Annotated in this window: 19 protein-coding genes; all 19 read right to left on the reverse strand. The window is 56.8% G+C overall.

Features of this window, described 5'->3' with window-relative positions; all coding sequences use genetic code 11:
• Positions 1 to 12: 12 nt before the first annotated feature.
• A complete protein-coding gene (locus HMPREF1207_RS06425) occupies positions 13 to 1020 on the reverse strand; it encodes an NAD-dependent epimerase (RefSeq protein ID WP_016423516.1) in 1008 nt (335 codons plus the stop codon).
• Positions 1021 to 1024: 4 nt separating this feature from the next.
• Positions 1025 to 2212, reverse strand: a complete 1188-nt coding sequence (locus tag HMPREF1207_RS06430) for a glycosyltransferase (RefSeq protein ID WP_009675052.1) — start codon at positions 2210 to 2212, stop codon at positions 1025 to 1027.
• Positions 2190 to 2792, reverse strand: coding sequence for an acyltransferase (locus HMPREF1207_RS06435; protein WP_009675065.1), 603 nt, complete (start codon positions 2790 to 2792; stop codon positions 2190 to 2192). The genes HMPREF1207_RS06430 and HMPREF1207_RS06435 overlap by 23 nt, the downstream gene beginning before the upstream one ends.
• Complete coding sequence (locus HMPREF1207_RS06440; RefSeq protein WP_009675055.1) at positions 2704 to 3966, reverse strand: hypothetical protein; 1263 nt, start codon at positions 3964 to 3966, stop codon at positions 2704 to 2706. Before HMPREF1207_RS06440 ends, HMPREF1207_RS06435 begins: the two co-directional genes overlap by 89 nt.
• A 49-nt stretch (positions 3967 to 4015) precedes the next feature.
• Positions 4016 to 5149: a glycosyltransferase family 1 protein gene (locus tag HMPREF1207_RS06445; RefSeq protein WP_009675064.1), complete on the reverse strand. Its 1134-nt coding sequence runs from the start codon at positions 5147 to 5149 to the stop codon at positions 4016 to 4018.
• A complete protein-coding gene (locus tag HMPREF1207_RS06450; RefSeq protein ID WP_009675068.1) occupies positions 5139 to 6362 on the reverse strand; it encodes a polysaccharide pyruvyl transferase family protein in 1224 nt (407 codons plus the stop codon). Before HMPREF1207_RS06450 ends, HMPREF1207_RS06445 begins: the two co-directional genes overlap by 11 nt.
• A gap of 1 nt (position 6363) precedes the next feature.
• Positions 6364 to 7716, reverse strand: coding sequence for a flippase (locus tag HMPREF1207_RS06455; RefSeq protein ID WP_231392017.1), 1353 nt, complete (start codon positions 7714 to 7716; stop codon positions 6364 to 6366).
• Positions 7717 to 7746: 30 nt separating this feature from the next.
• The gene (locus tag HMPREF1207_RS06460) at positions 7747 to 9582 is read right to left on the reverse strand and encodes a polysaccharide biosynthesis protein (protein ID WP_009675059.1); all 1836 of its coding nucleotides are present in this window, start codon (positions 9580 to 9582) and stop codon (positions 7747 to 7749) included.
• An 84-nt stretch (positions 9583 to 9666) separates the two neighbouring features.
• Entirely contained in the window at positions 9667 to 10350 is a 684-nt protein-coding gene (locus HMPREF1207_RS06465) for a CpsD/CapB family tyrosine-protein kinase (protein WP_009675056.1), read from the reverse strand.
• Positions 10334 to 11089: a YveK family protein gene (locus HMPREF1207_RS06470; protein WP_009675062.1), complete on the reverse strand. Its 756-nt coding sequence runs from the start codon at positions 11087 to 11089 to the stop codon at positions 10334 to 10336. Before HMPREF1207_RS06470 ends, HMPREF1207_RS06465 begins: the two co-directional genes overlap by 17 nt.
• Before the next feature lie 147 nt (positions 11090 to 11236).
• Positions 11237 to 12004 (reverse strand): tyrosine-protein phosphatase, encoded by a 768-nt coding sequence (locus HMPREF1207_RS06475; protein ID WP_009675061.1) that lies wholly within the window; start codon positions 12002 to 12004, stop codon positions 11237 to 11239.
• Positions 12005 to 12972: 968 nt separating this feature from the next.
• Positions 12973 to 14478, reverse strand: coding sequence for a LysM peptidoglycan-binding domain-containing protein (locus HMPREF1207_RS06480; protein WP_231392018.1), 1506 nt, complete (start codon positions 14476 to 14478; stop codon positions 12973 to 12975).
• 102 nt (positions 14479 to 14580) lie between these two features.
• The gene (locus tag HMPREF1207_RS06485; RefSeq protein WP_009675063.1) at positions 14581 to 15444 is read right to left on the reverse strand and encodes an RluA family pseudouridine synthase; all 864 of its coding nucleotides are present in this window, start codon (positions 15442 to 15444) and stop codon (positions 14581 to 14583) included.
• Entirely contained in the window at positions 15413 to 15556 is a 144-nt protein-coding gene (locus tag HMPREF1207_RS29670; RefSeq protein ID WP_009675069.1) for a hypothetical protein, read from the reverse strand. The genes HMPREF1207_RS06485 and HMPREF1207_RS29670 overlap by 32 nt, the downstream gene beginning before the upstream one ends.
• Before the next feature lie 292 nt (positions 15557 to 15848).
• The gene (hemL, locus tag HMPREF1207_RS06490; RefSeq protein WP_009675067.1) at positions 15849 to 17150 is read right to left on the reverse strand and encodes a glutamate-1-semialdehyde 2,1-aminomutase; all 1302 of its coding nucleotides are present in this window, start codon (positions 17148 to 17150) and stop codon (positions 15849 to 15851) included.
• Positions 17151 to 17220: 70 nt separating this feature from the next.
• Complete coding sequence (locus tag HMPREF1207_RS30720; RefSeq protein WP_442950127.1) at positions 17221 to 17475, reverse strand: hypothetical protein; 255 nt, start codon at positions 17473 to 17475, stop codon at positions 17221 to 17223.
• 96 nt (positions 17476 to 17571) lie between these two features.
• A complete protein-coding gene (gene hemY, locus HMPREF1207_RS06500; RefSeq protein ID WP_016423518.1) occupies positions 17572 to 19065 on the reverse strand; it encodes a protoporphyrinogen oxidase in 1494 nt (497 codons plus the stop codon).
• 98 nt (positions 19066 to 19163) lie between these two features.
• A complete protein-coding gene (gene hemH, locus HMPREF1207_RS06505; RefSeq protein ID WP_009674200.1) occupies positions 19164 to 20108 on the reverse strand; it encodes a ferrochelatase in 945 nt (314 codons plus the stop codon).
• Between the two features lie 3 nt (positions 20109 to 20111).
• A complete protein-coding gene (gene hemE, locus HMPREF1207_RS06510) occupies positions 20112 to 21176 on the reverse strand; it encodes a uroporphyrinogen decarboxylase (RefSeq protein ID WP_009674237.1) in 1065 nt (354 codons plus the stop codon).
• Positions 21177 to 21219: the final 43 nt, after the last annotated feature.

Here is a 21219-nt window from a genome sequence, read left to right on the forward strand (position 1 = left end):
GATGCGTTTGCTTTAAGACCCGTAATACCCGACATACCAGTCGGCGAACTTGCGAAGCCCTTCCGAGATGGGCGTCGACGGACGGAATCCGACATCTCTCTGAAGAGCGTCAATGTCCGCGAAAGTCGCCTGCACATCACCCGGCTGCATGGGTTTGAATTCGATTTCCGCCCTCGTGCCCAGGCTCTCTTCCAGCGTCCGGATAAACGTCATCAGCTCAACCGGCGAATTGTTGCCGATGTTATACACTTTATAAGGCGCATAGCTCGTACTCGGATCGGGATTTTCCCTATCCCAGTCCTTATTCGGCGCGGGCGGGCGGTCCAGCAGCCTCACGATGCCCTCGACGATGTCGTCGATATACGTAAAGTCTCGCCGCATTTTGCCTTCATTGAACACTTGAATGGGCTTGCCTTCGAGAATGTTGCGGGTAAAAGAGAAATACGCCATATCCGGGCGCCCCCACGGTCCGTATACCGTAAAGAAGCGCAGCCCCGTCACCGGTATCCCGTACAGGTGGCTGTAAGAATGGGCCATCAGCTCATTCGCTTTTTTGGTAGCCGCATACAGGCTGACGGGATGGTCGACCGGGTCGTCCGTCGAGAACGGCATTTTGGTATTGGCGCCGTACACCGAGCTGGAAGACGCGTAGATGAGATGGTCGATTTTGTAAGTCCGGCATGCTTCCAGGACGTTCAGAAATCCGGTCAGATTCGAATCCGCGTAAGCCCTCGGATTCTGGAGGCTGTACCTTACGCCCGCTTGAGCGGCCAGATTGACGGCCACCCGGATTTCATGCTCGCCGAACACCCGGTTAAGCTGCTCGTGGTCGCATAAATCGGCCGTATAATGATGATAATTCGGGTAATTTTGAAGCTGCTTCAGCCTGTCTTGTTTCAGCGTTACGGCATAGTAATCGTTGAGATTATCGTAACCGACTACCTTCGCCCCGCTTTCCAGCAGCCTTAAAGCCAAATGATAGCCGATAAACCCGGCTGATCCGGTGATCAGAATGGACACCTGCCTACACTCCCCTGCTTACATATTGATGAAAAGACTGCCAGAACTCGCTTCGATCGCGGTCCAGCTTCGTTTTGGTGAAATTAGCCGCTTTGGCAAAATTGCGGCTCGCCTGCTCCAGCATCCAGTCCCGGTTGATAACCGTTCCCGTAAGCAGAGCGGCCAATTGTTTATCCTGGCCCGGCTTGAACAGGCAGCCCGGATCGAGAAGCTCGGGAATGCCTCCGGCCGTCGAGCCGATGACGGGACAGCCCCTTCCCATCGCTTCGATTGTGGCGCGGGGAAGTCCTTCCTGGAAGCTCGGCTGGATGTAGATGTCCACGCTGTCCAGCCAGCCGAACACCGCGCTGCCGCTTGGAAGGATGCCGTCGAACTGGACGTTCTCCTGCAGCCCGAGGCTGCCCGCCATCGCGATCCAGCGCGACTTGTCCCCGTCCCCCAGAATGCGGAACTTGAACGGGGGCAGCTGGCCTTTGATCCGCGCCAGAGCATTCAGGGCCGTGTCGATGCCCTTAGTTTTGCCGTTTAACGAACCGATCAAACCGATCGTGACCGGCGTTTTCATGCTGCGGATCCGCTCCAGCCTTCTTTGCAGCACGTCCTCGCCCATTTCGGGAAGCTCGACGTTCGAGCACGATTGGGTGCGGCCGCTCGGGCACGGGTACCTTTTCTGCAAAAACTGCTCGGTGACGTAGATGGCGTAGGGGGCTTCCTTGACGTCGGACTTCGTTTTCCACGTGGCGATCGGCGCGTACAGCTTGCCCTGCACGCTGCCGTAGTTCCACAGACCGTCCCAGGCGCAGGCTACAACTTCGACCGCAAACGGTTTGCCCAGCTTCTTGGCAATGGCGATCGCTTCGGAGCCGATTTCGCTCGGCAGCCGGGCGATCACCGCGTCCGCTTTCATGACCGCTTCCGTCAGCACGCGCTCGACGTAGCCTTTTTTCGTAATTTTATTAACGGGATTGCTGAGGGAGGGCAGGACGATAAAGTTGACGCCCGCTCCGCTCGACAAGCTCTTCTTCTCCATTTCATGGGCGGAGGTCATTCTCTTGCCCCGGGACACGACCGTGAGAGAGTCGAATACGGAAAGATACCTCTCCCATACGGCGTAAGGCAGCTTGCCGCTTGAGTAAAATTTCCCCGAATCCGTAAAGTAAAACGTATGATCATGTGCCCACAGAACGTTCATAGTGACCCTCTTTTCTGATTGACTTAATGATTTTGGCCGGCACACCCGCCGCCACTGTCATGGAGGGAACCGGTCTGGTTACGACCGCCCCCGCAGCGACGATAGAACGGCTTCCGATGCTTGCGCCCGCCAAGACCCTGCATCCGCAGCCGATCCAGACATCCCGGTGAATGTGGATTTTGGAACAGACGACCGGATTGTCGCGGATGGGAAGAGACTCGTCCTCCCAGCTGTGCTGGAAGGAGATCAGCGAGCTCTGGTGCGCGATGGACACTTCGTCGTCGATCTGAATCTCGCCGCACGCGTCCAGGTAGCACTGCTTGTGGATGCTGACATTGCTGCCGATCCGCAGGCGCTCCCAGTATTTGATCTCCACCGACCTGCCGACGAAGACATTGTCTCCGCAGCTAAGCGTCAGGCACTTCAGCAGACAGTACCGCATCGCCACCCCCGCCGTGTCCGGCAGAAGATCGGTCAGCGTCCAGGCGTATTTAAGCGCCGGCCTCGGGAAGAGACGGAGAATGCGGATGACGATGTCCAGCACCGTTTTGAATTTGTGAAACCGGTCTCGGCCTCTCATGAATTCCTCTCCTTTTGTCGCGGATAGACTTTAGCCATTTCAGCGTCCAGCTGGCCGTATAAGCTTGAAACATATACAGCAGGGGCAGAATGGGCAGCTTCTTGCGCACCATGTTATCCCCGATCGTGCCGACGCCGTATTCCAGATCGCGTCCCGTTACGGTCATGTAGCCGACGAGCACCAGCGTGCAGGCATAAGCAAAGAGCAGCACCACGACAATTCCGTAAAACGCCCTCGTCTCTTTATATCGGATAAACATCAGCACCGCAAAAGCAAGCGCCACGAGCATCGCGACGGCTTCCATGGAACGGTACATCACGTTCGTTTCCCAATTTTCTAGATTAACGGGATTGGGGCTCAGGAACAGGAAGGCCGTCAGCAATACCGCGTTGACGATGCCCAGTCCGCCGATTTTGACGGCGAGCACGCCGGCCGATACGACCAGCATGGCGACCGCGGTTTTGAATCTTTTCGTAAACAGCAGGTAAAAACAAAGTGTGTACACGATGGCATAATCCCGCAGGCCGGTTGCGTACAACATCACGAGCAGGAACAAAACATACTTCCGCTTCAGCAGCAGATACGTGCAGTACAGGCCGAGCGCCACGCAGGTGACGTCTTTTGCAAAAAGCGAAGTCATCATCATGAACGACGGGCTGACGAACAGCCCCAGAATGATCCAGCCTTCGTACATGCGGCGGTTTGCCTGCTCATAGCCGAAAAACGACCGGTTCAGCGCATAGATCAGATAAGCGATCCAGATCAGCATCACCGAATTGTACGTAATGATGACAAGCGGATCGGACACGTCGAGAAATTTAAAGAACGGCATATACATCAGCCCGAAAATCGGGTAGGCCGATGAATTGAACAGATAAGTCGAAATATGCTCAAAGGCGTAATGCAGAAAATCACCCAGTCCCAGGTACGTGACGACCTGCTCGTAATAATGATTTTCGTCGGGTCCGGCCAAGGGAGTCGCCGTAATCGCATAAACGAACTTCCCGATCAGCATCACGCAAAAGCCGATATACAGCAGGAACGGCTGATCCGGCCAGCGGATCATGCAGAAAAGCGGCAGAAGCAGCACGAAAAAAGAAATGATCCCCATGCGCTCATCCAGCAAAAAAATTCCTTTTTCCAGAAGCAGCATAAGGAGTACATAGCCGATCACGAACAGGTTCCGAAGGGGAGGCGCTCCCTTCGGCAGCCCGGCTGCGGGGCTATGGCGCCGCAGCGTACATCCGCTCCAGTCTCCGCACACTTGTCTGAATGTCGTATCCGCACTCCTGCAGCGCCTCCAGCCGGACGGGCCAGTCCAGCCGCGATCCGGCGGTTTTCTCCCGGATCGCCCCCGCCCACGAATCGGCCGATTCGTTCAGGGACAGCCGGCTGACCAGCCCCAGGTTCAGGTCCGCTTCCGCGGGCACCTGATCGGAGATGAGGCACGGAACGCCCGCAGCCTGCGCCTCGATGACCACGATGCCGAGTCCTTCGTACAGCGAAGGCAGCAGGAACAGGTCGAAGGCTCCGATCAGCTCGGGGATGTTCTTGCGCACCCCGAGCAGGTGCACCTGGTCCGCGATTCCCAGCTCGCGGACCCGGGCTTCCATCTCGCTGCGCAGCGGTCCTTCCCCGATCAGCACAAGCTGGGCGTCCGGACGGATCCGCAGGAAGCGGGCAAAGATCTCGAGCAGAAACCGGTGGTTCTTCTGCTCGCTGAATCTTCCGATGTGCCCGATCACGGGCACATGAGGGTCCGTGACCCCGACCGCTCTGCGGTATGCCGAGCGGTCTCTCTCCAGCTGCCCGTAGGGCTGGACCTGGATCGAGTTCGGGAACACGACGACCCGCTCGTCCCGCCAGCAGTCGGGCCCGAAAAGCGCTTCGCAGGCGGAGCGGGAGCAGCCGAGCATCGTCGTGGAGTTGCTGCGGATCAGTCCCCGCATGTACTTGCGGTAGAGGCTACGCAGCCACGATTCCCGCTTGCTGTCGTGCGTGTTGTGGCTGTGGCTGATTCGGACCGGCACGTTCATCTCTCCGGCAAGCTTCAGCACGTAGCCGCTGAACTGGTAGATGTGGCTGTGCACGACCTGATACGGCCCGTGTTCCTTCAAGTTGGCGAGGAAAGCACGGCGGAAGGCGCGCAGCCCTTTTTTCGGATGGGGCTGTCTGAAAATACGGCCTCCCAGCTCGATGATCTCGTCATCGTAAAATCCTTTTTCCTCAAATTGTACGGCAAAATGAAACTCATACTTGTCCCGGTCTATCGTCCGGTACAGGTTCATCAATAGCGTTTCGATCCCGCCGGGATGCATTTTTCCGACGACGTGAAGAATTTTCGTTTTAGGCTTCATGCAGAATCCTCCCGACGTAAGTAACAAGCTCCCGTTTTTTCTGGTTGACGATCCGTACGGAGCCTTCGTGACGGTTCTTCTCCGGGACTAGCCCGGCAAGCACTACTTTGGGGTCCGTGCGGAAATCGAGCACGTGCCCGGAGAGGCCCAGATCTTTAAAAATGCTCGCCAGCTTTTTGTCCCAGGCGATGCCGTAGGTCGGCTTGCCGAAGGAGATGGCCGGGATGCACGCATGCAGGCGCTGGGCGATAACCGTATCGCAGTCCCGGATGCTCTCGACCAGATCCCCGACATCGCCCGGATAAGGGGCGAATTCCACACCGGGCATTCCGGCCAGCCGCGGTTTGACGTAACGTTCCACGAAGGCGTTGTCGGTGTCCGCCCCGTTCGTAAAGACCCGGACGCGGCTGCCGCCGTCGGTCGCCCCTTTCGCCAGGCTGTACCACCAATCGGCGCAATCGTCCCGTTCCCATACGTAAGGGGAATGCCGCCTCATTTCGTTGGGGTCCATGATGCCGAGCCCGACGGTATGGACGGAAGCGGACCTTGCGCCCCCGGCTGCATGCCTTCCCGGAAATGCTTCCAGGGTAACGAGCGCCGGATCGGATAAAGCCACGGCTTTGTGGGCCAGAGACGGGGCAATGGAAAGTAAATAAGCCAGCGAATCTTCGTCGCGGACTGAAATCGTTTTGGCGTAATGCAAAATATCGGTAAACCACTTCCGGGCCAGAAAGCTCCAAGGCCCTCTCATGCCGACGAACACGACGTGAAGCGGCTTGCCCTGTCTCTTTACTTCCCGGACCAGACGGCGCATGGCGATGGGAAACGACAAGTAAGTGTCGATAAACAAATGTCCTCCGCCGATCAGCACCGCATCCGCCTGCGTGACAAGTTCGCGGATCTGCTCGCCGAGCACGGCGTCTTTACGTTTATGGACCGAGTACGATTTCATGTAACGCAGAAAATCCGGCGTCAGCTTTTTTTTCACGCTGACTTCGTTCAGTTTGTAGTCGCGGGTTAGAGCGGGTCCTCCATCCGTTCGCTGAACGGAACCGCTGCGGGCCGGGGTCTCTCTGTACAGACCGGCCGTCAAATCAAAGTTGGTGACGGTATATTCCCCGCAGGTGCGGATCAATTGGTTGACGGTCAACGCGATAAGACCGTCTCCCAGGTTCGTCGAATGGGGCACGCCCGCAAGCAATATATGTTTCACGTTAGTTCCCTCGCTTTTTGTTGGCGGTCATCCAGGCAAACATCCCGATCGAGATATTAAGCTTGCGCCGGATAACGATCACCATGGCTGTTTTCCAGCAGACGGTGCAGAGCAGATTCGTAATAGCGGCCCCCAGCATGCCGAAGGCGGGGATCAGGGCAAGGTTCAGCACGATGTTCAGCACGGCGGAACCGGCCAAAATCCGGCCCAGTGTTTTCTGCTGCCCCGTCATCGTCATCAGCGTACCCGTCTGCCCGCTGAACGCGGAGACGAGCTGGCCGGTGGACAAAATCAGCAGCGCCAGCGATCCCCGTTTGAACTCTTCTCCGAACAGGCCGAGAATGGGATCGTTCAGAAACAGGAAGGCGACATAGATGACGCCCGCAAACAAGAATCCCGCCAAATTGCTCAGGCTGAGCACATGCTGGAGCTGCTTGTCGTCCTTCTTGGCGTAGGACTCCGAGATGAAAGGAGCCGCCGTCATGTTGATAGCCGTCAGACCGAACGAAACGAGCGTTGCGATCCGGACGGCCGCCCCGTAAATCCCCGCCTCGGTCGTCCCCTCCATCCAGCCGAGCATCAGCACGTTGAGCTGGCCCAGCACGAGGTACATGCCCGAGACGAACATGAGCGACAGGGAGACGTTCACCCACTCGCGGGTGTTGTAGGCGGTGTCCGCCCCTTGGATCTTCGGAGTCAGCCTGCGCTTCAGCACCCATGCGCCTATGGCGTAGGACACGGCCATGGCGGCCAGGAAGAGCAGCATGGCCTCTCCCGCTCCGGCCTTCGTGTCTGCAATGCCATTGTAGAGAAACAGCAGCGCGATGAACACGACCGGACGGATGATTTTCTCCGGCAGCTGCGCGTGCAGCATCTCCTTCAGCGCCTGAAGGGAGCTTTGGCGGAGCAGGGCCAAGGCCATCACCGGAATGCCGAGCAGACCGGCTATGTAAGTGTAGAGCAGTTCGCCGTTCATGGTTCCACTCATCAGAAGCACGACGAGGAGCGAAATGACCGTTACGGCCAGCGACAGTCCCGCCGTGATCTGATTCGCCCGGCGGAGCAGGCCTTTCACCTCCGCCCACTGCCCGTGCGCCCGGTAGGACGAAACGTAGCGGACGATGGCGGTGTCGAACCCGAGCTTCGTCGGGAAAACAAGGAACGTCACTACGGTGGTGACGAACGAATAGTAGCCGTAGCTGACGGCGCCCAGCTGACGGGCCAGCAGGATTTGCAGAATCAGCGCGATGCCGATTCCCCCCACGTTGACCAGGAAGGACAGCGAGCTGCTTTTCATCAGCATTTTCGATAAAGAACGTTGTGTGAGTGGTTTCGCGGTTGTATTCATACTCATCCCGGATTCAATTCCATTCCTGCTTGAGTTTTAAGAAACATTGCGGTAGGTCGGCACCAGATGCTGCAGCAGCGCACGGATTTCCTCGGGGTCGCTGCCGAGCACGCGTTCAAGCCGGCGCATTTCGAACTCCAGCTCGGTCCGGTTGATATTCATCGGCTTCCCGATAAATATCCGGTCGTGCATCGTGGAAGACATGCCTTCCTCGCTGGTCAGCAGCTCCTCGTACAGCTTCTCGCCCGCGCGGATACCGGAAAATTCGATATCGATATCGACGTTCGGTTCATAGCCGGAAAGCCGGATAAGGTCGGTCGCCAGATCGACGATTTTAACCGGTTTGCCCATGTCGAGAATGAACACTTCGCCGCCTTTGGCGAAAGCTCCGGCCTGAATCACAAGCTGCACCGCCTCCGGAATGGTCATAAAATAACGCACCATCTCGGGATGGGTTACCGTCACCGGGCCTCCCCGGGCGATTTGGTCCTTGAATCTCGGGATCACGCTGCCCCGGCTGCCCAGTACATTCCCGAAGCGGACGGCCACGAACTTCGTCTTGCTGTGCTTGTCCAGACTCTGGATAAACATTTCCGCGATCCGTTTGGTCGTCCCCATAATGCTCGTCGGGTTGACGGCTTTGTCCGTGGAAATCAGCACGAAACGCTCCGCGCCGAATTCGTCCGCGCACTCCGCCACGTTTTTGCTGCCGAATACGTTATTCTTGATCGCTTCCGACGGGTTGCGCTCCATGAGCGGCACGTGCTTGTGCGCTGCGGCGTGGAAGACGACCTGCGGGCCGAATTCGCGGAACACGTCCGCAATGCGGGTCCGGTCCTGCACATCGGCGATCACGGTTTCGATCGGAAGATTCGGGAACAGCCGGCGCATTTCCATCTCAATGCCGTAAATGCTGTTCTCGCCGTGGCCGAGAAGGAGCAGCCGGGCCGGTTTGAACGGGGCTACCTGGCGGCAGAGCTCGGAGCCGATAGACCCGCCCGCGCCGGTGACCAGCACGATTTTGTTCTGCACGTAATCGGCGATATTTTGTAAGTCCGTCTGGATGGGATCGCGTCCCAGCAGGTCTTCCACCTGCACGTCGCGCATCTGGTTGGCCGCCATTTTACCCTGGATGTATTCCTGGATGTGCGGAATGATTTTCAGACGGGCTTTCGTCGTTTTGCAAATATTGATAATGTCCGAAATCTGCGTCTTCGACACCGAAGGCAGCGCGATAATAATATCGTCGATCCGCTGCTCTTCCACGATCCGGGGAATATCAAGGCGGTTTCCCATGACCGGAATGCCGTGAAGCTGAAGCTTCTGTTTGTAGGGATCGTCATCCACGAAGGCGACCGGCTTCATCATGAAGCTGTCGTTGTGCGCAAGCTCCTTCACGAACATGACTCCGCAGCTCCCCGCTCCGACGACAAGCGTCCTTTGGGCGGGTTTGCCGCCCCGGGACCTTGAGCTGCCGTAAAAATTGTCGCAGAACACGCGCCAGACAAACCTTGAACCGCCCAGCATAAGCAGGATACCGTTCAGATTCTGGAGGAACATATACAGCGTGATCTCACCGGCGGACAGGAATGACGTCACCGCATACGAAATCAGACAGGAGACGATGACCGCTTTGGCGATCGCTACCATTTCACCGACGCTGGCATACTGCCAGATCCGGTTATAGAGCTGGAAGTAGAACATCGCGCACGCCAGCGAGATACCGGATACCAGTGTGTAGAGCATAATGACACTCATGACTTCCTGCGGAATGCCGCCCCGGAAATGCGCCAAGAAAGTCAGATAAATGCTCGCCCATACGATAATCATGTCAATCAGGACAAGCATGGGCGTCCGTTTAGAATAACTCATCTTTTCCCCTCCCTTAGTGTTGGAAACCGTTTTGATAAAAGGATGATGAATCTAAATGGATGAAGCCGCCGTTTCCCAAGCAAATCAGCTGCTGTAGTCGTAATACGTGTTCATCTTGGCATCCTTGCGGGCGACTTTGTTCAGCACGACGCCCAGTATCCTTGCATGGACGAACTGCAGGCTGTCCCGCGCTTTCTGCACCAGCTCGCGTTTGACTCCGCCCGCGTTAACGACGAGCACGACGCCGTCGCACTGGGTCGCCACGACCTGAGCGTCACTGACGGCGAGGACGGGAGGCGTATCGACCAGAATCACGTCGAACTCCTGTTTGAGCCGCTCCAGGAGATCCGTCATCCGCCGGGAACCGAGAATCTCGGACGGGTTGGGCGGTACGGTGCCGCAGGTCATAACATACAGGCCCGGGATATCCGTCTCCTTGAGCGCTTCCTCCACTTCAGCCTGGCGCGTCAGCACATCCGTCAATCCGGTCCGGTTCGAGAGGCCGAACGTGCGGTGAGCCGTCGGTTTGCGCAGGTCCGCGTCGATGAGCAGCACCTTTTTGTCCGTTTGGGCGTACACGACGGCCAAGTTGTCGATGGTGGTGGACTTCCCTTCCCAGGGACTTGCGGAGGTGACCATCAGCGTCCGGATTTCTCCATCCACCCCGGAGTACTGAATGTTCGTCCGCAGCGTGCGGTACGTTTCGGATATCGGCGACATGGGATTGCTGTGAGCGATAATCGGTCGCTGCTTATTGGATGGGGACACCGGATGCTTCACCTACTTTCTTCCCGATTGGGGTTCGTTTGGGCTTCATATCTCCGGCCCGTATTTCAGGGACCGCTACAAGGGTCGGAAGGCCGAGATAGTGCTCCACGTCTTCCTCCGTTTTCAGGGTATCGTCAAAATATTCGAGTGCGAAAACGAGTCCGATCGCGAACATGAGCGAAGCCAGGAAGCTGATGGCCACATTCAGCGGCACATTCGGTTTGACCGGCGCCGGCGTTTTGGCCGGGTCCGCCTCATGGAGCACGAAGACGTTGTCGATTTTCATAATGTTCGGAATCTGTTTCTGGAACATCTGCGCCACCGTGTTAATCATCTGAGCGGCTTTGGAGTAGGAAGCATCTTCAAGACTCAGCGTAAAAATCTGCGTATCGCTGACCGAACTGAACTGGATACGCCGCATAAGATCGTCGGAGGTAACTCCGTATTCCGGATGTTCCTTGACGACAAGATCCATAATCGCCGGCGTTTTGATAATTTCTTTGTAAGTGTGGATCAGGGAAATATTCGTGTTGATCGCATTCATATCGAGCCGCAGCATTCCCTGGTTATCCGCAGGGGAGTTGACGATCAGCTTCGTGGAAGCCTGGTAAACGGGCTTTAAGTAATATTTGCTTACGACGCCGGTAATCAGACAGCCCGCCGCCACGATCAGCAGAATAAGCCAGAGCCTTTTACGGAGGACAGCCAAATACCGTTTAATTTCAAAATCTATACTCACCGAACTGAATCCCTCGCTTTCCTTTGGTATCCGTATGACGCGGCCCGATGAGGGCCTGCGAACAGCAAGCTGCTTTTTCCATACTTCACCGCATTAAAACAATGTCTAATTGCCGCTTTGTAACCTTAAAGTATAGAGGTGCGCCATTCAACGGAACATCGCAAAAATCCTTCGGGGCCTGCCTGCGACCGGTTCCCTTTTTTCCAAAGGAAGATCGTTCGCTACCCGGATGGCGTTCCGGCGGCAGTATTCCGCGTAATCCCCGCCTATCTTCGCCTCTATCTTCTCATAGGCTTCACTCAGCCTGAACGGCCTGCGGACCAGATCGTGCGCATCCGACGCAACCAGATGAATCAACCGGCGGGAGCAAAGCTCATAGGCGAGCGACTGTACTTTCGAGCCGAATGTGCCCAGGATAGAATCCGAGGTGAGCTGAAATACCGCTCCCCATTCCGCAAGCTGCAGCAGCTTGTCCGGATCTCCCGCAACCTCCGCATTCCTCTCGGGGTGCGCAATTACGGGCACGAGTCCCAAAACCGAACATTCATGGCAGATCTCGGCCAACTCCGCAGGAAGCGAGTAAGCGGGACATTCAATCAGCAGATAACGGGTTCCCCCAAGCGTGAGCAAAGTATCCTCGTACCAGTCATTGATCAGATTCGGGGTAACGCGGATCTCCTGGCCGCTTTTAACGTGAAGCGGAATGCCGTGCTCCAATAAGGACGCATTCAGCCCGGCTACCGCTTCTTCAATATCTGCGGAGGGGGTGAAATAGCGGCTCGTCCGGTGATGAGGCGTAGCGAAAACCGTCGATATTCCATTCGACACCGCCATTCGCGCCATTTCGAGTGATTGCTCCAGGCTGCTTGGCCCATCATCCAGACCGTGAAGGATGTGTGTATGGATATCGATCATTCATTTTCCCTCCAGATCCGAATGTTACTAAAATTATGTCACAAAACGTATGGATTGCATGAGGGTGTATAGTTATAAATTCATGTAGTTACTCTTGCTTATTTTACAAAGCAAAGTATGAGCTGGATTTCCTGTTTGTTTTTGTTTTTATTTATCTCTTTTTCCAGTTATTTATAATTATTAAGCGGTATTTTACGATTAAAATGCTTTCTTCTGCCGCTTGCAAGGTACAACGAATCAGACCTTTATCTCTACAAGGTCACAGTCCGTTCATGCTTTTTTTCCACTCGAAAAGCCCCCTAATGCTTTTAAAAGACTGGCTCCGCGGGCTTTCGGGGGGTCGTAAACGAATTTTTAACAGTTGATACCAAAGACAGGTCCCAGGGAAAGCCGTTCGGCTCAATTTCGGATTTAAGGGTGGGACGGGGTAACTAACCTAGGTCTTAGGGATGGATTTAGGGGCTGAAAAGGAAGCGGATTTAATTCCCACAATTTCACTTGGAATAGTCCCGGCCTGTACCTACCTTTTCCGAAAACCGGGACAAAATCCGATATTTCGTCCCAGTCTTCCGGGCAATACCGCTACTAAATTCCCGGCCGGCGCGAGCTTTGCATGCGGAAAAGCCGACATCGGGCTCTCTCGTGAAGACTCAACCCCGCGGAAACCGCCATTTTTCGGCCGGTTCAGGTTATATTTGCTTCCGGGCAGTGACTTTGGACACAAGGAGGCGTGCGCCTTCCTTCTTTCAGCCCAATCCGACACGGTCTCAAGAGCTGTTTTTTGCAAGCGTTTCCATTCAAAATTTTAGGGGCTTCTCCTGTACTTTCCTTTTAGTATCCAAAAGCACGCCCGGCTTCCGGCCGGTCAAAAGAAAAAAGCCGCGCGCGGCGGCTTCTCTTTCAACCCCAATTATTCTGTTCGTCCATGCTATCGGAACTTATCGGAACTTGCCGGATTGCCTGCCGGATTACTGGTCGGAGGAAGTAAACACGGCTTTCCCGGGGATATACAGGATTTGACCGGGGCTGACTTCCTGATCCTCCAGCCGGTTGTAGAGCTGAAGCTCTCTCGGATTGATCTCATACCGTTTGGCGATAAGATCCAGTGAATCTTCCTTCTGAACGATGCACATCGTCACTTTGCGGAACTGCTGATCCTCTTTTTCTGTTTGGATAAAAAGTTTTTTCCACTCCAGGGCATCCGCTTTGGATTCTTCCGAACCCGCGGCCGAGGCGTATTCCCGCTCATCCTTTTCGGTCCGTTCGTAAGAAGATGCACCGCTGCCTGCACCGTTTGCGAAGAGCGACTGAAGACCTGAACCTCCGGACGACGGCGAGTCCTGCTGCTTCTTGCTTCCGAACGCCACCTTCAGTTCCTTCGTTTCTTCCTGCACGGCAGGCTCTTCATCGGCGAATACTTCCAAGCTCTCCTCGGCGGGAGCGGAAGCAATCACCGGCTCTCTGTCGGGCTCGATAACTTCCGCCTCGATGCCGAAGGTCGGAGCCGTTTCCTCCCGCTCCGCCTGACCGGCCGCCTCCTGCTCCGCCGGGGAAGCCGAAGCAGGGGCCGCCGCCTGGGCAAGCGGCTGCTGCCCCGCAGCCGCAGACGGCGTGCGCTGCTCCTGCGCCTCTTCCTCGCCCGCGCTGCGGTAAGAGCGCTCGGACGAGAGCTGGTTCATCGTCAGTTCGCCGAAAGACCGGTCCGCATACGAAGCGGACGAATCCGCCTGCGGCGGAGGGGACTTCGGCGCGGCCAGCCGGTCCCAGGCGCTTGGCGCCGGCCCGGACGGCGCCGCAGCCTGGACCTCGGGCTGCTCTGTCCGCGTCTCGCGCAGCCACGGGTTATCGGCCTTGTACGCGCTGCCCGGATAAACCGGAGCCTGAGGCTGGGCCTGGTACTGAGGCTGTGCCGATGTCGTCGGCGGCTGCAGCTTCGCCTGCCCGTCCGCCGCAGCCGCATATTCCGTCTGCTGGCGAAGTTCGAGTTCATCGGCTCCGCCGACAGGTTCGCTCCTCTGCTCTGCCGGAGTATTTTGCGGGGCGGAAGCCGTTTCATGCACGAAAACAACCTCTTCGTCCTCTTCGCTCCAGCCGCCGGCTTCATAAGCCATCTCCACCCCGTGCAGAGAAAGAACCCCGGTCACATTCAGGCTCCGTGAATTCAGTACATCCACATCAAACGTTTCGATATCGACCAAAATATCCTCGATCCGATGCACCCGGCTGAGCGGCAGCGTAATCTCCACCGGAATGGAATGCTCCAGCGACCGTTTCGTTTCCTGCTCATCCAGATAGCTTCCGTTCAGCAGCAGGCTGCCTTTCAACAAAGCTTGTTCCTGCTGGGGAATCACCTCTATGCGGGGAATCAGTTCCACATCGTCCAAATCCCGTATGCCGGCGGCTCCTTCCGCCAAATGTACGCGTTCGTAGATGTCGAATCGCAGACCGTTCTGCTCTTCCGTCAACGTTGCCATCCTCCCTTCGGTTGTCCTCTAGTAAAGCTGCGCCTTATCGCGGGACTCCGTTCTTTACTATGTATATGATAGAAGGAGGACGGCATGACTGCATTTTCGCATTTATGCGTTCAATGCCGCAAGAAGCTCCCGGAAATCATCCGGATAAGGAGCATCGACAGCCAGCTCCTCTCCGGTGACCGGGTGACGGAATAGAAGGCGTGCGCCGTGCAGCGCCTGCCTTCCGAAAGCGTTCATCCGTCCGCCGTACAGCGCATCTCCGAGCAGCGGATGGCCGATATGGCTCATATGTACGCGGATCTGGTGCGTCCGTCCGGTCTCGAGGCGCAGCTCCAGCAGGGCCGCGTCTCTGAAGCTCTCTACCGTGCGGTAATGGGTCACCGCCGCGTCCCCTCCGGGAGACACCCGGCGGCGCGCCCGGTGATGACGGTCTTTTCCGATCGGGGCTGAAATCGTTCCGGCCGGAGGCGCCGGCAGTCCGCCGCAGACGGCCGCGTACATGCGCCCGATCGCTTTCTCCCGCATCGCTTCATCGAGCAGAAGGTGCGGCAGTTCGTACTTCGCATACAGCACGGCTCCGCTTGTATCCTGATCCAGCCGGTGAATGTGCCGGACGCCGCAGCTTTGGCCGGTGGATTCGTAATAGCCGGCCACCGCGTTCGCCAGTGTCCCTCGCTGCCCCGGCTCCGATGGATGAACCGCCATCCCCGCCGGTTTGTTAACGACAAGCAGGTAGTCATCCTCGAACAAGACTTGCAGGTCGGTCCATTCCCCGGGCACGGGTGAAGGCTCATCGGGAAATACCTTCAACAGAACTTTCTTCCCCTGCCGGCGGATTCCGCCTTCGCGTTCCAGCTTGCGCCACAGCTTAAGCGGAACCGGCAGCACCGCGTGGACCTCTTCCCATGCACACGCATCGCCCGGCAGCGTCAGCTCAATCCATTCCCCTTTTCTTCTGCCCGTCACGATAGCGCCCTCCCTTCCGCAGCACGACTGCCAAAGCGGCAAGCAGCACGACAAACACGAATACGATAAAGATCAGATCAATCGGAAAATCGAAGAAATAATAGCGTTTCATGCGAATAAACAGCTCCGTTCGTCATCGAAAGTCTTTCCCATTTTATCATCTCCGCCTTTTAAAAGAAAACAAGCAGGTCCCGGATCTGGCCCCTCGTTTGTATTAACGCCACCGGCCCGCTTCCCGGCAGGAGATCCAGGCTGTCTCGCGAGGCTATCTCGCGCAGCCGGATGCAAGCCCAATCGCCGTTCCTTGCGTCCGCACCAATACGCACAAAAAAATCCCCGGTCCTGACAGACCGGGGATTCATCGTACAACAGGACAAACACCATGCAAAACAGCCGGCTAAAGCCTACAACCGTTTCAAAGCTTCGCGGTTCGCCTCGATGGTCGCTTCGATGTCTTCATCCGTGTGGGCGGTCGAAACGAACATGCCCTCGAACTGGGACGGGGCTACCGAGACACCCAGATCCAGCAGATGACCGAAGTACCGGTTGAATACGGACAGATCGGACGTTTTGGCCGTGTCGTAATTGACTACCTTCTGCTCCGTGAAGAACGGGCACACCATCGACCCGACACGGTTCAGCGTACTCGGCACGCCGATTTCCTTGGCATTGGCCAGGAAGCCTTCCGCCAACCGGGCGGATTTGCGTTCGAGTTCCTCATAGACGCCCGGCTGTCCGAGCAGCTTAAGGGTGGTATAACCCGCCGCCATCGCGAGCGGATTTCCCGACAGCGTACCCGCCTGATAGATCGGACCGCTTGGAGCGATCTGCTCCATGATGTCCTTACGTCCGCCGTAAGCGCCGACGGGCAGCCCGCCGCCGATTACTTTGCCGAGACAGGTCAGATCCGGCGTCACGCCGTACAATCCCTGCGCGCAGTTAAGATGGACGCGGAAGCCGGTCATCACTTCGTCGAAAATAAGCAAAGCGCCGAATTTGGAAGTCACCTCGCGCAGTCCTTCCAGGAAACCGGGCAGAGGGGGCACGACGCCCATGTTCCCCGCAATCGGTTCGACGATGACAGCGGCGATATCTTCGCCGAATTTTTCAAACACTACCTTGACGGTCTCCAGATCGTTGTAGGGAACCGTCAGCGTATTTTGCGCGACCGATTCCGGCACGCCCGGACTGTCCGGCAGCCCAAGCGTCGCTACACCCGAGCCCGCTTTGATCAGAAGCGCATCGGCGTGGCCGTGATAGCTTCCCTCGAATTTCAAAATCTTGTTGCGCTTGGTGAAACCGCGAGCCAGACGCAGCGCGCTCATCGTCGCTTCCGTACCGGAATTCACCATGCGCACGATATCGATAGAAGGTACGCGCTCCGCGACCAGCTTGGCCATTTCCGTCTCGATCAGCGTAGGCGCTCCGAAGCTCGTTCCTTTTTCCGCCGTCGATTTCACGGCTTCGATCACTTCGGGATGGGCATGGCCGAGAATGAGAGGTCCCCAAGAACCGATATAGTCGATATATTCGTTCCCGTCAATGTCGTACACCCGCGAGCCGCTTGCGCGCTCCATGTACATCGGAGTCAGACCGACCGATTTAAAAGCGCGGACCGGGCTGTTCACCCCTCCGGGGATCACTTGTTTAGCTTCGGCAAAAGCAGCCGCGGACTTCGTATCGTTGCGTTTGTGATTCAGTTCCATAATAGCCGGATACCTCCTGGTTTCAGTTATCAGTAAACTTAATCGGGCGGGCGCCGTCAGGCGGATGCGGTTAAACGCGGTCCGCCGCCTCCCGTCTTGACAAAAGCCGGAACGCTTCAAACGAACAAAGGCGTCCCGGCTTCTGCTTGTCAGTTGTTTCTATTATACACGCTTCCGCATGGGATTGCTTTAATAGGCACACGGCCTTAGCTGCCGCCGCACCGCGTACGTTCGCTTTGAGATTAGTCAGCATCTGCTTCTTATCGGCAAACGGTTTCGTTTTAGTGCGGAGCGCAACGAGCTGCCTCACGTCGACTTCGTCCATAAGCGTCACGTGAGGGTGCCGTATGCTTGGATTTAACCAAGGCACTCGCGATTACGTTTGCTTTCGCCGTTTCGTCCTCGGCTCTAGTCTCCGCGACTAGACCTTCGCAGCCGTCTTCGTGCCTTCCGCCGAAGCTTTCGCCGCCGATCCGTCAGCCGCGCCCGTCAAGCGATCCGCGGCCTCGAATGCCGCTTCCCGTCCCTGCCGGATGCAGTCCGGCAGACCCACGCCATGGAAGCCCGCGCCCGTCACGTACACGCCCGGCATACGCTCGGCAAGATTGCTCCGGAGCTCCCGGACATGATCCAGATGGCCAACCGGATACTGCGGCATCGACCGGTACAGGCGGGTCACTTCGTAGAACAGAGGCTCCGCCGTGATGCCCATCAGTTCCGCAACATCTTTGCGGACTTTTGCCACGATTTCTTCGTCCGTAAGATGCACCCAGTCTTCCTCACCAGAGCGCCCGACATAGCAGCGAAGCAGGACGTGACCTTCCGGCGCCGTGTGAAGCCACTTGGTGGACGTCCAGGTGCATGCCGTGATCGAGCGCCCTTCGGATCTCGGGATAAGGAAACCCGATCCGTCGAATTTGACGTTCGCGTCTTCTTCCCGGTAAGCAATCACTACGTTCGCAACCGACACGTAATTGATCGCCTTCAGCTTGTCGACGGCCGGATGGTCGCCGAGCAGCTCCGCGGAATGATACGTCGGCAGAGTCAGGATGACGCTGTTGGCCGTTTCCCCCTGTCCGCCTTCGTATCCGACCTCGTAGCGGTCCCCTTCCTTGCGGAGTTCCGTCACTTTCGTGCCCGTCCGGATCGTCACGCCTTCCTCCCGCAGTACTTCCTCCAGCCGCTCAACCAGCGTCTGCAGGCCGTTCTTGTAGGTCAGGAAGGTGGAGTTGCGGCCGGGAGCCGGCAAATTCAAAGCCTCCTGCTGGGATTTCTTGCGATTCGATATCATGCCGTAGATCAGACTCCGGTACTGCTGCTCCATTTCGCCGAACTGCGGAAAGGTCGACTGCAGGCTGAGCGCATACGTATCGCCTGCATAGATGCCTGCCAGCAGCGGTTCGACGATCTGGTCCAGCACTTCTTTGCCCAGTCTCCGGTGAAGGAAATGGCCGAGAGATTCATCGCTGTCGTCTTCCTTCTTGGGCAGCACGAGATCCATCATCGCACGCGCCTTGCCTTTCGCGGAAACGAGACCCGTTCTCATAAACGGTTCGATGTCCGTCGGAATGCCGAGCACCAGTCCCGCAGGCATCGGGTGCAGGGTGCCGTCCCGCAGGATGTAGGTCTTCTTCGCCTCCGGGTTCGTACCCGTGAGTTCCCCTTCCAGCCCGAGCTCGCGGCTCAGCTCAATGATCGGAAGCTTCCGGGCCAGGAAAGAATCCGGGCCCTTCTCAATGACGAATCCTTCTTTACGCAGGGTATGGATTCTGCCGCCAAGCTTTTCGGCTCCTTCAACCAGGGTAACATCCGCCGTACATCCGGCCTCCTTCAATCGCTTATTCACGTAATAAGCGGCGGTGAGACCGGTGATGCCTCCTCCGACAACGATTACTTTACGGGCCTCGTTCATCATGCAACGTCCTTTCCGCCCGGACGGCATCTTAAGGCCGCCCGGATTATAAAATCGCAAAGAGGCGCATCCGAATGTCTGCGCTCCCTTGTCGTCTTGCTCTAAGCTTGTTTCGTCAGTTCGCCGTACTGCTTCCATACGGCATCGCTGAGCGTCTGCATATACAGCGGGTCGGTATTAAGCGAATCCGTACGTTCGAGGTGCAGGCCGATTTCGTTGGCGAGCTGCTGTGCCTCTATATCCAGATCGTACAGCACTTCCAGGTGATCCGAAACGAATCCGATCGGGCACACGAGTACGCGCTTCACGTCTTCCTTCGCGAGAGTACGCAGTACATCCAGGATGTCCGGGCCAAGCCAAGGGGTAGCCGTTTGCCCCGCGCTCTGCCACGCAAACTGCCAGTTCTCGATGCCGGCTTTGTCCGCGATCGCGCGCGAAGTTTCAAGCAGCTGCTCCGGGTACGGATCGCCCAGCTCGAGAATTTTCTCCGGCAGGCTGTGCGCCGAGAACAGGACGCGGACGGAGGAACGGTTCTCCTCTCCGAACTTGCCCAGCGCGCGTTCCACCCGCTCGGTCAGAGCTTGAAGCAGCTTCGGATGCAGATGGTAGCTGTCGACAAACGTCATGGCAATGCCGTGCTCGGCCGCCTTTTCGCGTGCGCGCTTGTTGTAGCTGCCGATGCTCATCGTCGAATAGTGAGGAGCGAGAACGATGCCCACTCCTTCGGTGATTCCGCTCTGAGCCATTTGCTCAATGCCGTCTTCGATGAAAGGATGTGCATGTTTCAAGCCTTGGAAACAGACGAATTCCACGTCGTCATGCTCGGAAGCCAGCGCATTTTGCAGACCCGCCACCTGATTGTCCGTATTTTCCCGCAGCGGAAAAACACCTCCGACAATCGCTTCGTAACGGCTGGTCAGCTCATGCAGCTGTTCCGGACTCGGCTTGTTGCCCCGCCGGATGTGCGTGTAGTAAGCTTCGATATCCTCCATGCTCTGAGGAGTGCCGTAAGACATCACCAGTACGCCGACTTTCTTCCTGCTCATGGTTCAGACCCCCTTGCCCGCGTTCCGCCCGGCCAGAGCCTCGGCAGAATAGGCATGTATAAAATCAGTGAGTTCCTTTAATTTATCCAGAGACGCTTCCGGGAACAGGCCGTGACCCAGGTTGAAAATATAACCCGGCTCCGTGATCCCCTGATCGATAATGCGCTTCGCGTGTTCCTGAATGACCGGCATCGGCGCCGTAAGTAGGTAAGGATCGAGATTTCCCTGGACGGCAAAGCGTCCTCCGGTTCTTCTCCGTCCTTCCGGAATGGATACGCGCCAATCGAGGCCGATCACATCCGCCTGGAGGTCGCCAAGCAGAGGAAGCAGTTCGCCCGAGCTCACGCCAGGGAAATAAATCTTAGGCTGCTTCAGATCGCCGAGTTCGCGGAAAATCCGCTGGATCGTAGGCAGGACGAACACCCGGAAATCTTCCGGCGCAAGCGCGCCGACCCAGGAATCGAACAGTTGGACCGCTTTCGCGCCTGCCGCGATATGAGCCCGCAAATATGTAATGACCATGTCTCCGAGCTTATCCATCAGCGCGTGCCATACTTCCGGATTTCCGTACATGAGTTCTTTCGTCCGAATGTAGCTTTTCGAAGGACGACCTTCTATCAAGTAGCTTGCAATGGTGAAAGGCGCTCCGGCAAACGTAATGAGCGGAACCGTCAGCTCGCGGTCCAAAATCCGGATCGTTTCGATGACATGGGACAAGTCGCCTTCCACGTCGATCGGCTTCAGCTTCATCACATCTTCACGGGAACGGATCGGATTCTCGATCACCGGCCCCACGTTTTTAACAATATCGAATTGAATGCCGAGCGACGCTACGGGATTCATAATGTCGGAATACAAAATAGCCGCATCCACACCGAGCTTCTTTACCGGCATCAACGTGACTTCTGCAGCCAGTTCCGGCTGTTCGCATATTTCAAGCAGTGAGTATTTTTCTTTGATCTTGCGGTATTCGGGATCATAGCGTCCGGCTTGACGCATGTACCACACGGGCAGCCGGTCTACTTCCTGCTTGCGGCAGGCTCGAATAAAACGGTCATTATTTATCACAAGACACCTTCTCCTGACCCTGTCATGATTTGTTACCATTATG

This window comes from Paenibacillus sp. HGH0039 (assembly GCF_000411255.1).
Taxonomy (GTDB): domain Bacteria; phylum Bacillota; class Bacilli; order Paenibacillales; family NBRC-103111; genus Paenibacillus_F.

Bases quoted from the DNA above. Each gene is read 5' to 3' on its own strand.
- HMPREF1207_RS06430 (WP_009675052.1), bottom strand. From the start codon at position 2,212: ATGAACGTTCTGTGGGCACATGATCATACGTTTTACTTTACGGATTCG.
- HMPREF1207_RS06435 (WP_009675065.1), bottom strand. From the start codon at position 2,792: ATGAGAGGCCGAGACCGGTTTCACAAATTCAAAACGGTGCTGGACATC.
- HMPREF1207_RS06445 (WP_009675064.1), bottom strand. From the start codon at position 5,149: ATGAAGCCTAAAACGAAAATTCTTCACGTCGTCGGAAAAATGCATCCC.
- HMPREF1207_RS06455 (WP_231392017.1), bottom strand. From the start codon at position 7,716: ATGAGTATGAATACAACCGCGAAACCACTCACACAACGTTCTTTATCG.
- HMPREF1207_RS06460 (WP_009675059.1), bottom strand. From the start codon at position 9,582: ATGAGTTATTCTAAACGGACGCCCATGCTTGTCCTGATTGACATGATT.
- HMPREF1207_RS06475 (WP_009675061.1), bottom strand. From the start codon at position 12,004: ATGATCGATATCCATACACACATCCTTCACGGTCTGGATGATGGGCCA.
- HMPREF1207_RS06480 (WP_231392018.1), bottom strand. From the start codon at position 14,478: ATGGCAACGTTGACGGAAGAGCAGAACGGTCTGCGATTCGACATCTAC.
- HMPREF1207_RS29670 (WP_009675069.1), bottom strand. From the start codon at position 15,556: ATGAAACGCTATTATTTCTTCGATTTTCCGATTGATCTGATCTTTATC.
- hemL (WP_009675067.1), bottom strand. From the start codon at position 17,150: ATGGAACTGAATCACAAACGCAACGATACGAAGTCCGCGGCTGCTTTT.
- HMPREF1207_RS30720 (WP_442950127.1), bottom strand. From the start codon at position 17,475: ATGGACGAAGTCGACGTGAGGCAGCTCGTTGCGCTCCGCACTAAAACG.
- hemY (WP_016423518.1), bottom strand. From the start codon at position 19,065: ATGATGAACGAGGCCCGTAAAGTAATCGTTGTCGGAGGAGGCATCACC.
- hemH (WP_009674200.1), bottom strand. From the start codon at position 20,108: ATGAGCAGGAAGAAAGTCGGCGTACTGGTGATGTCTTACGGCACTCCT.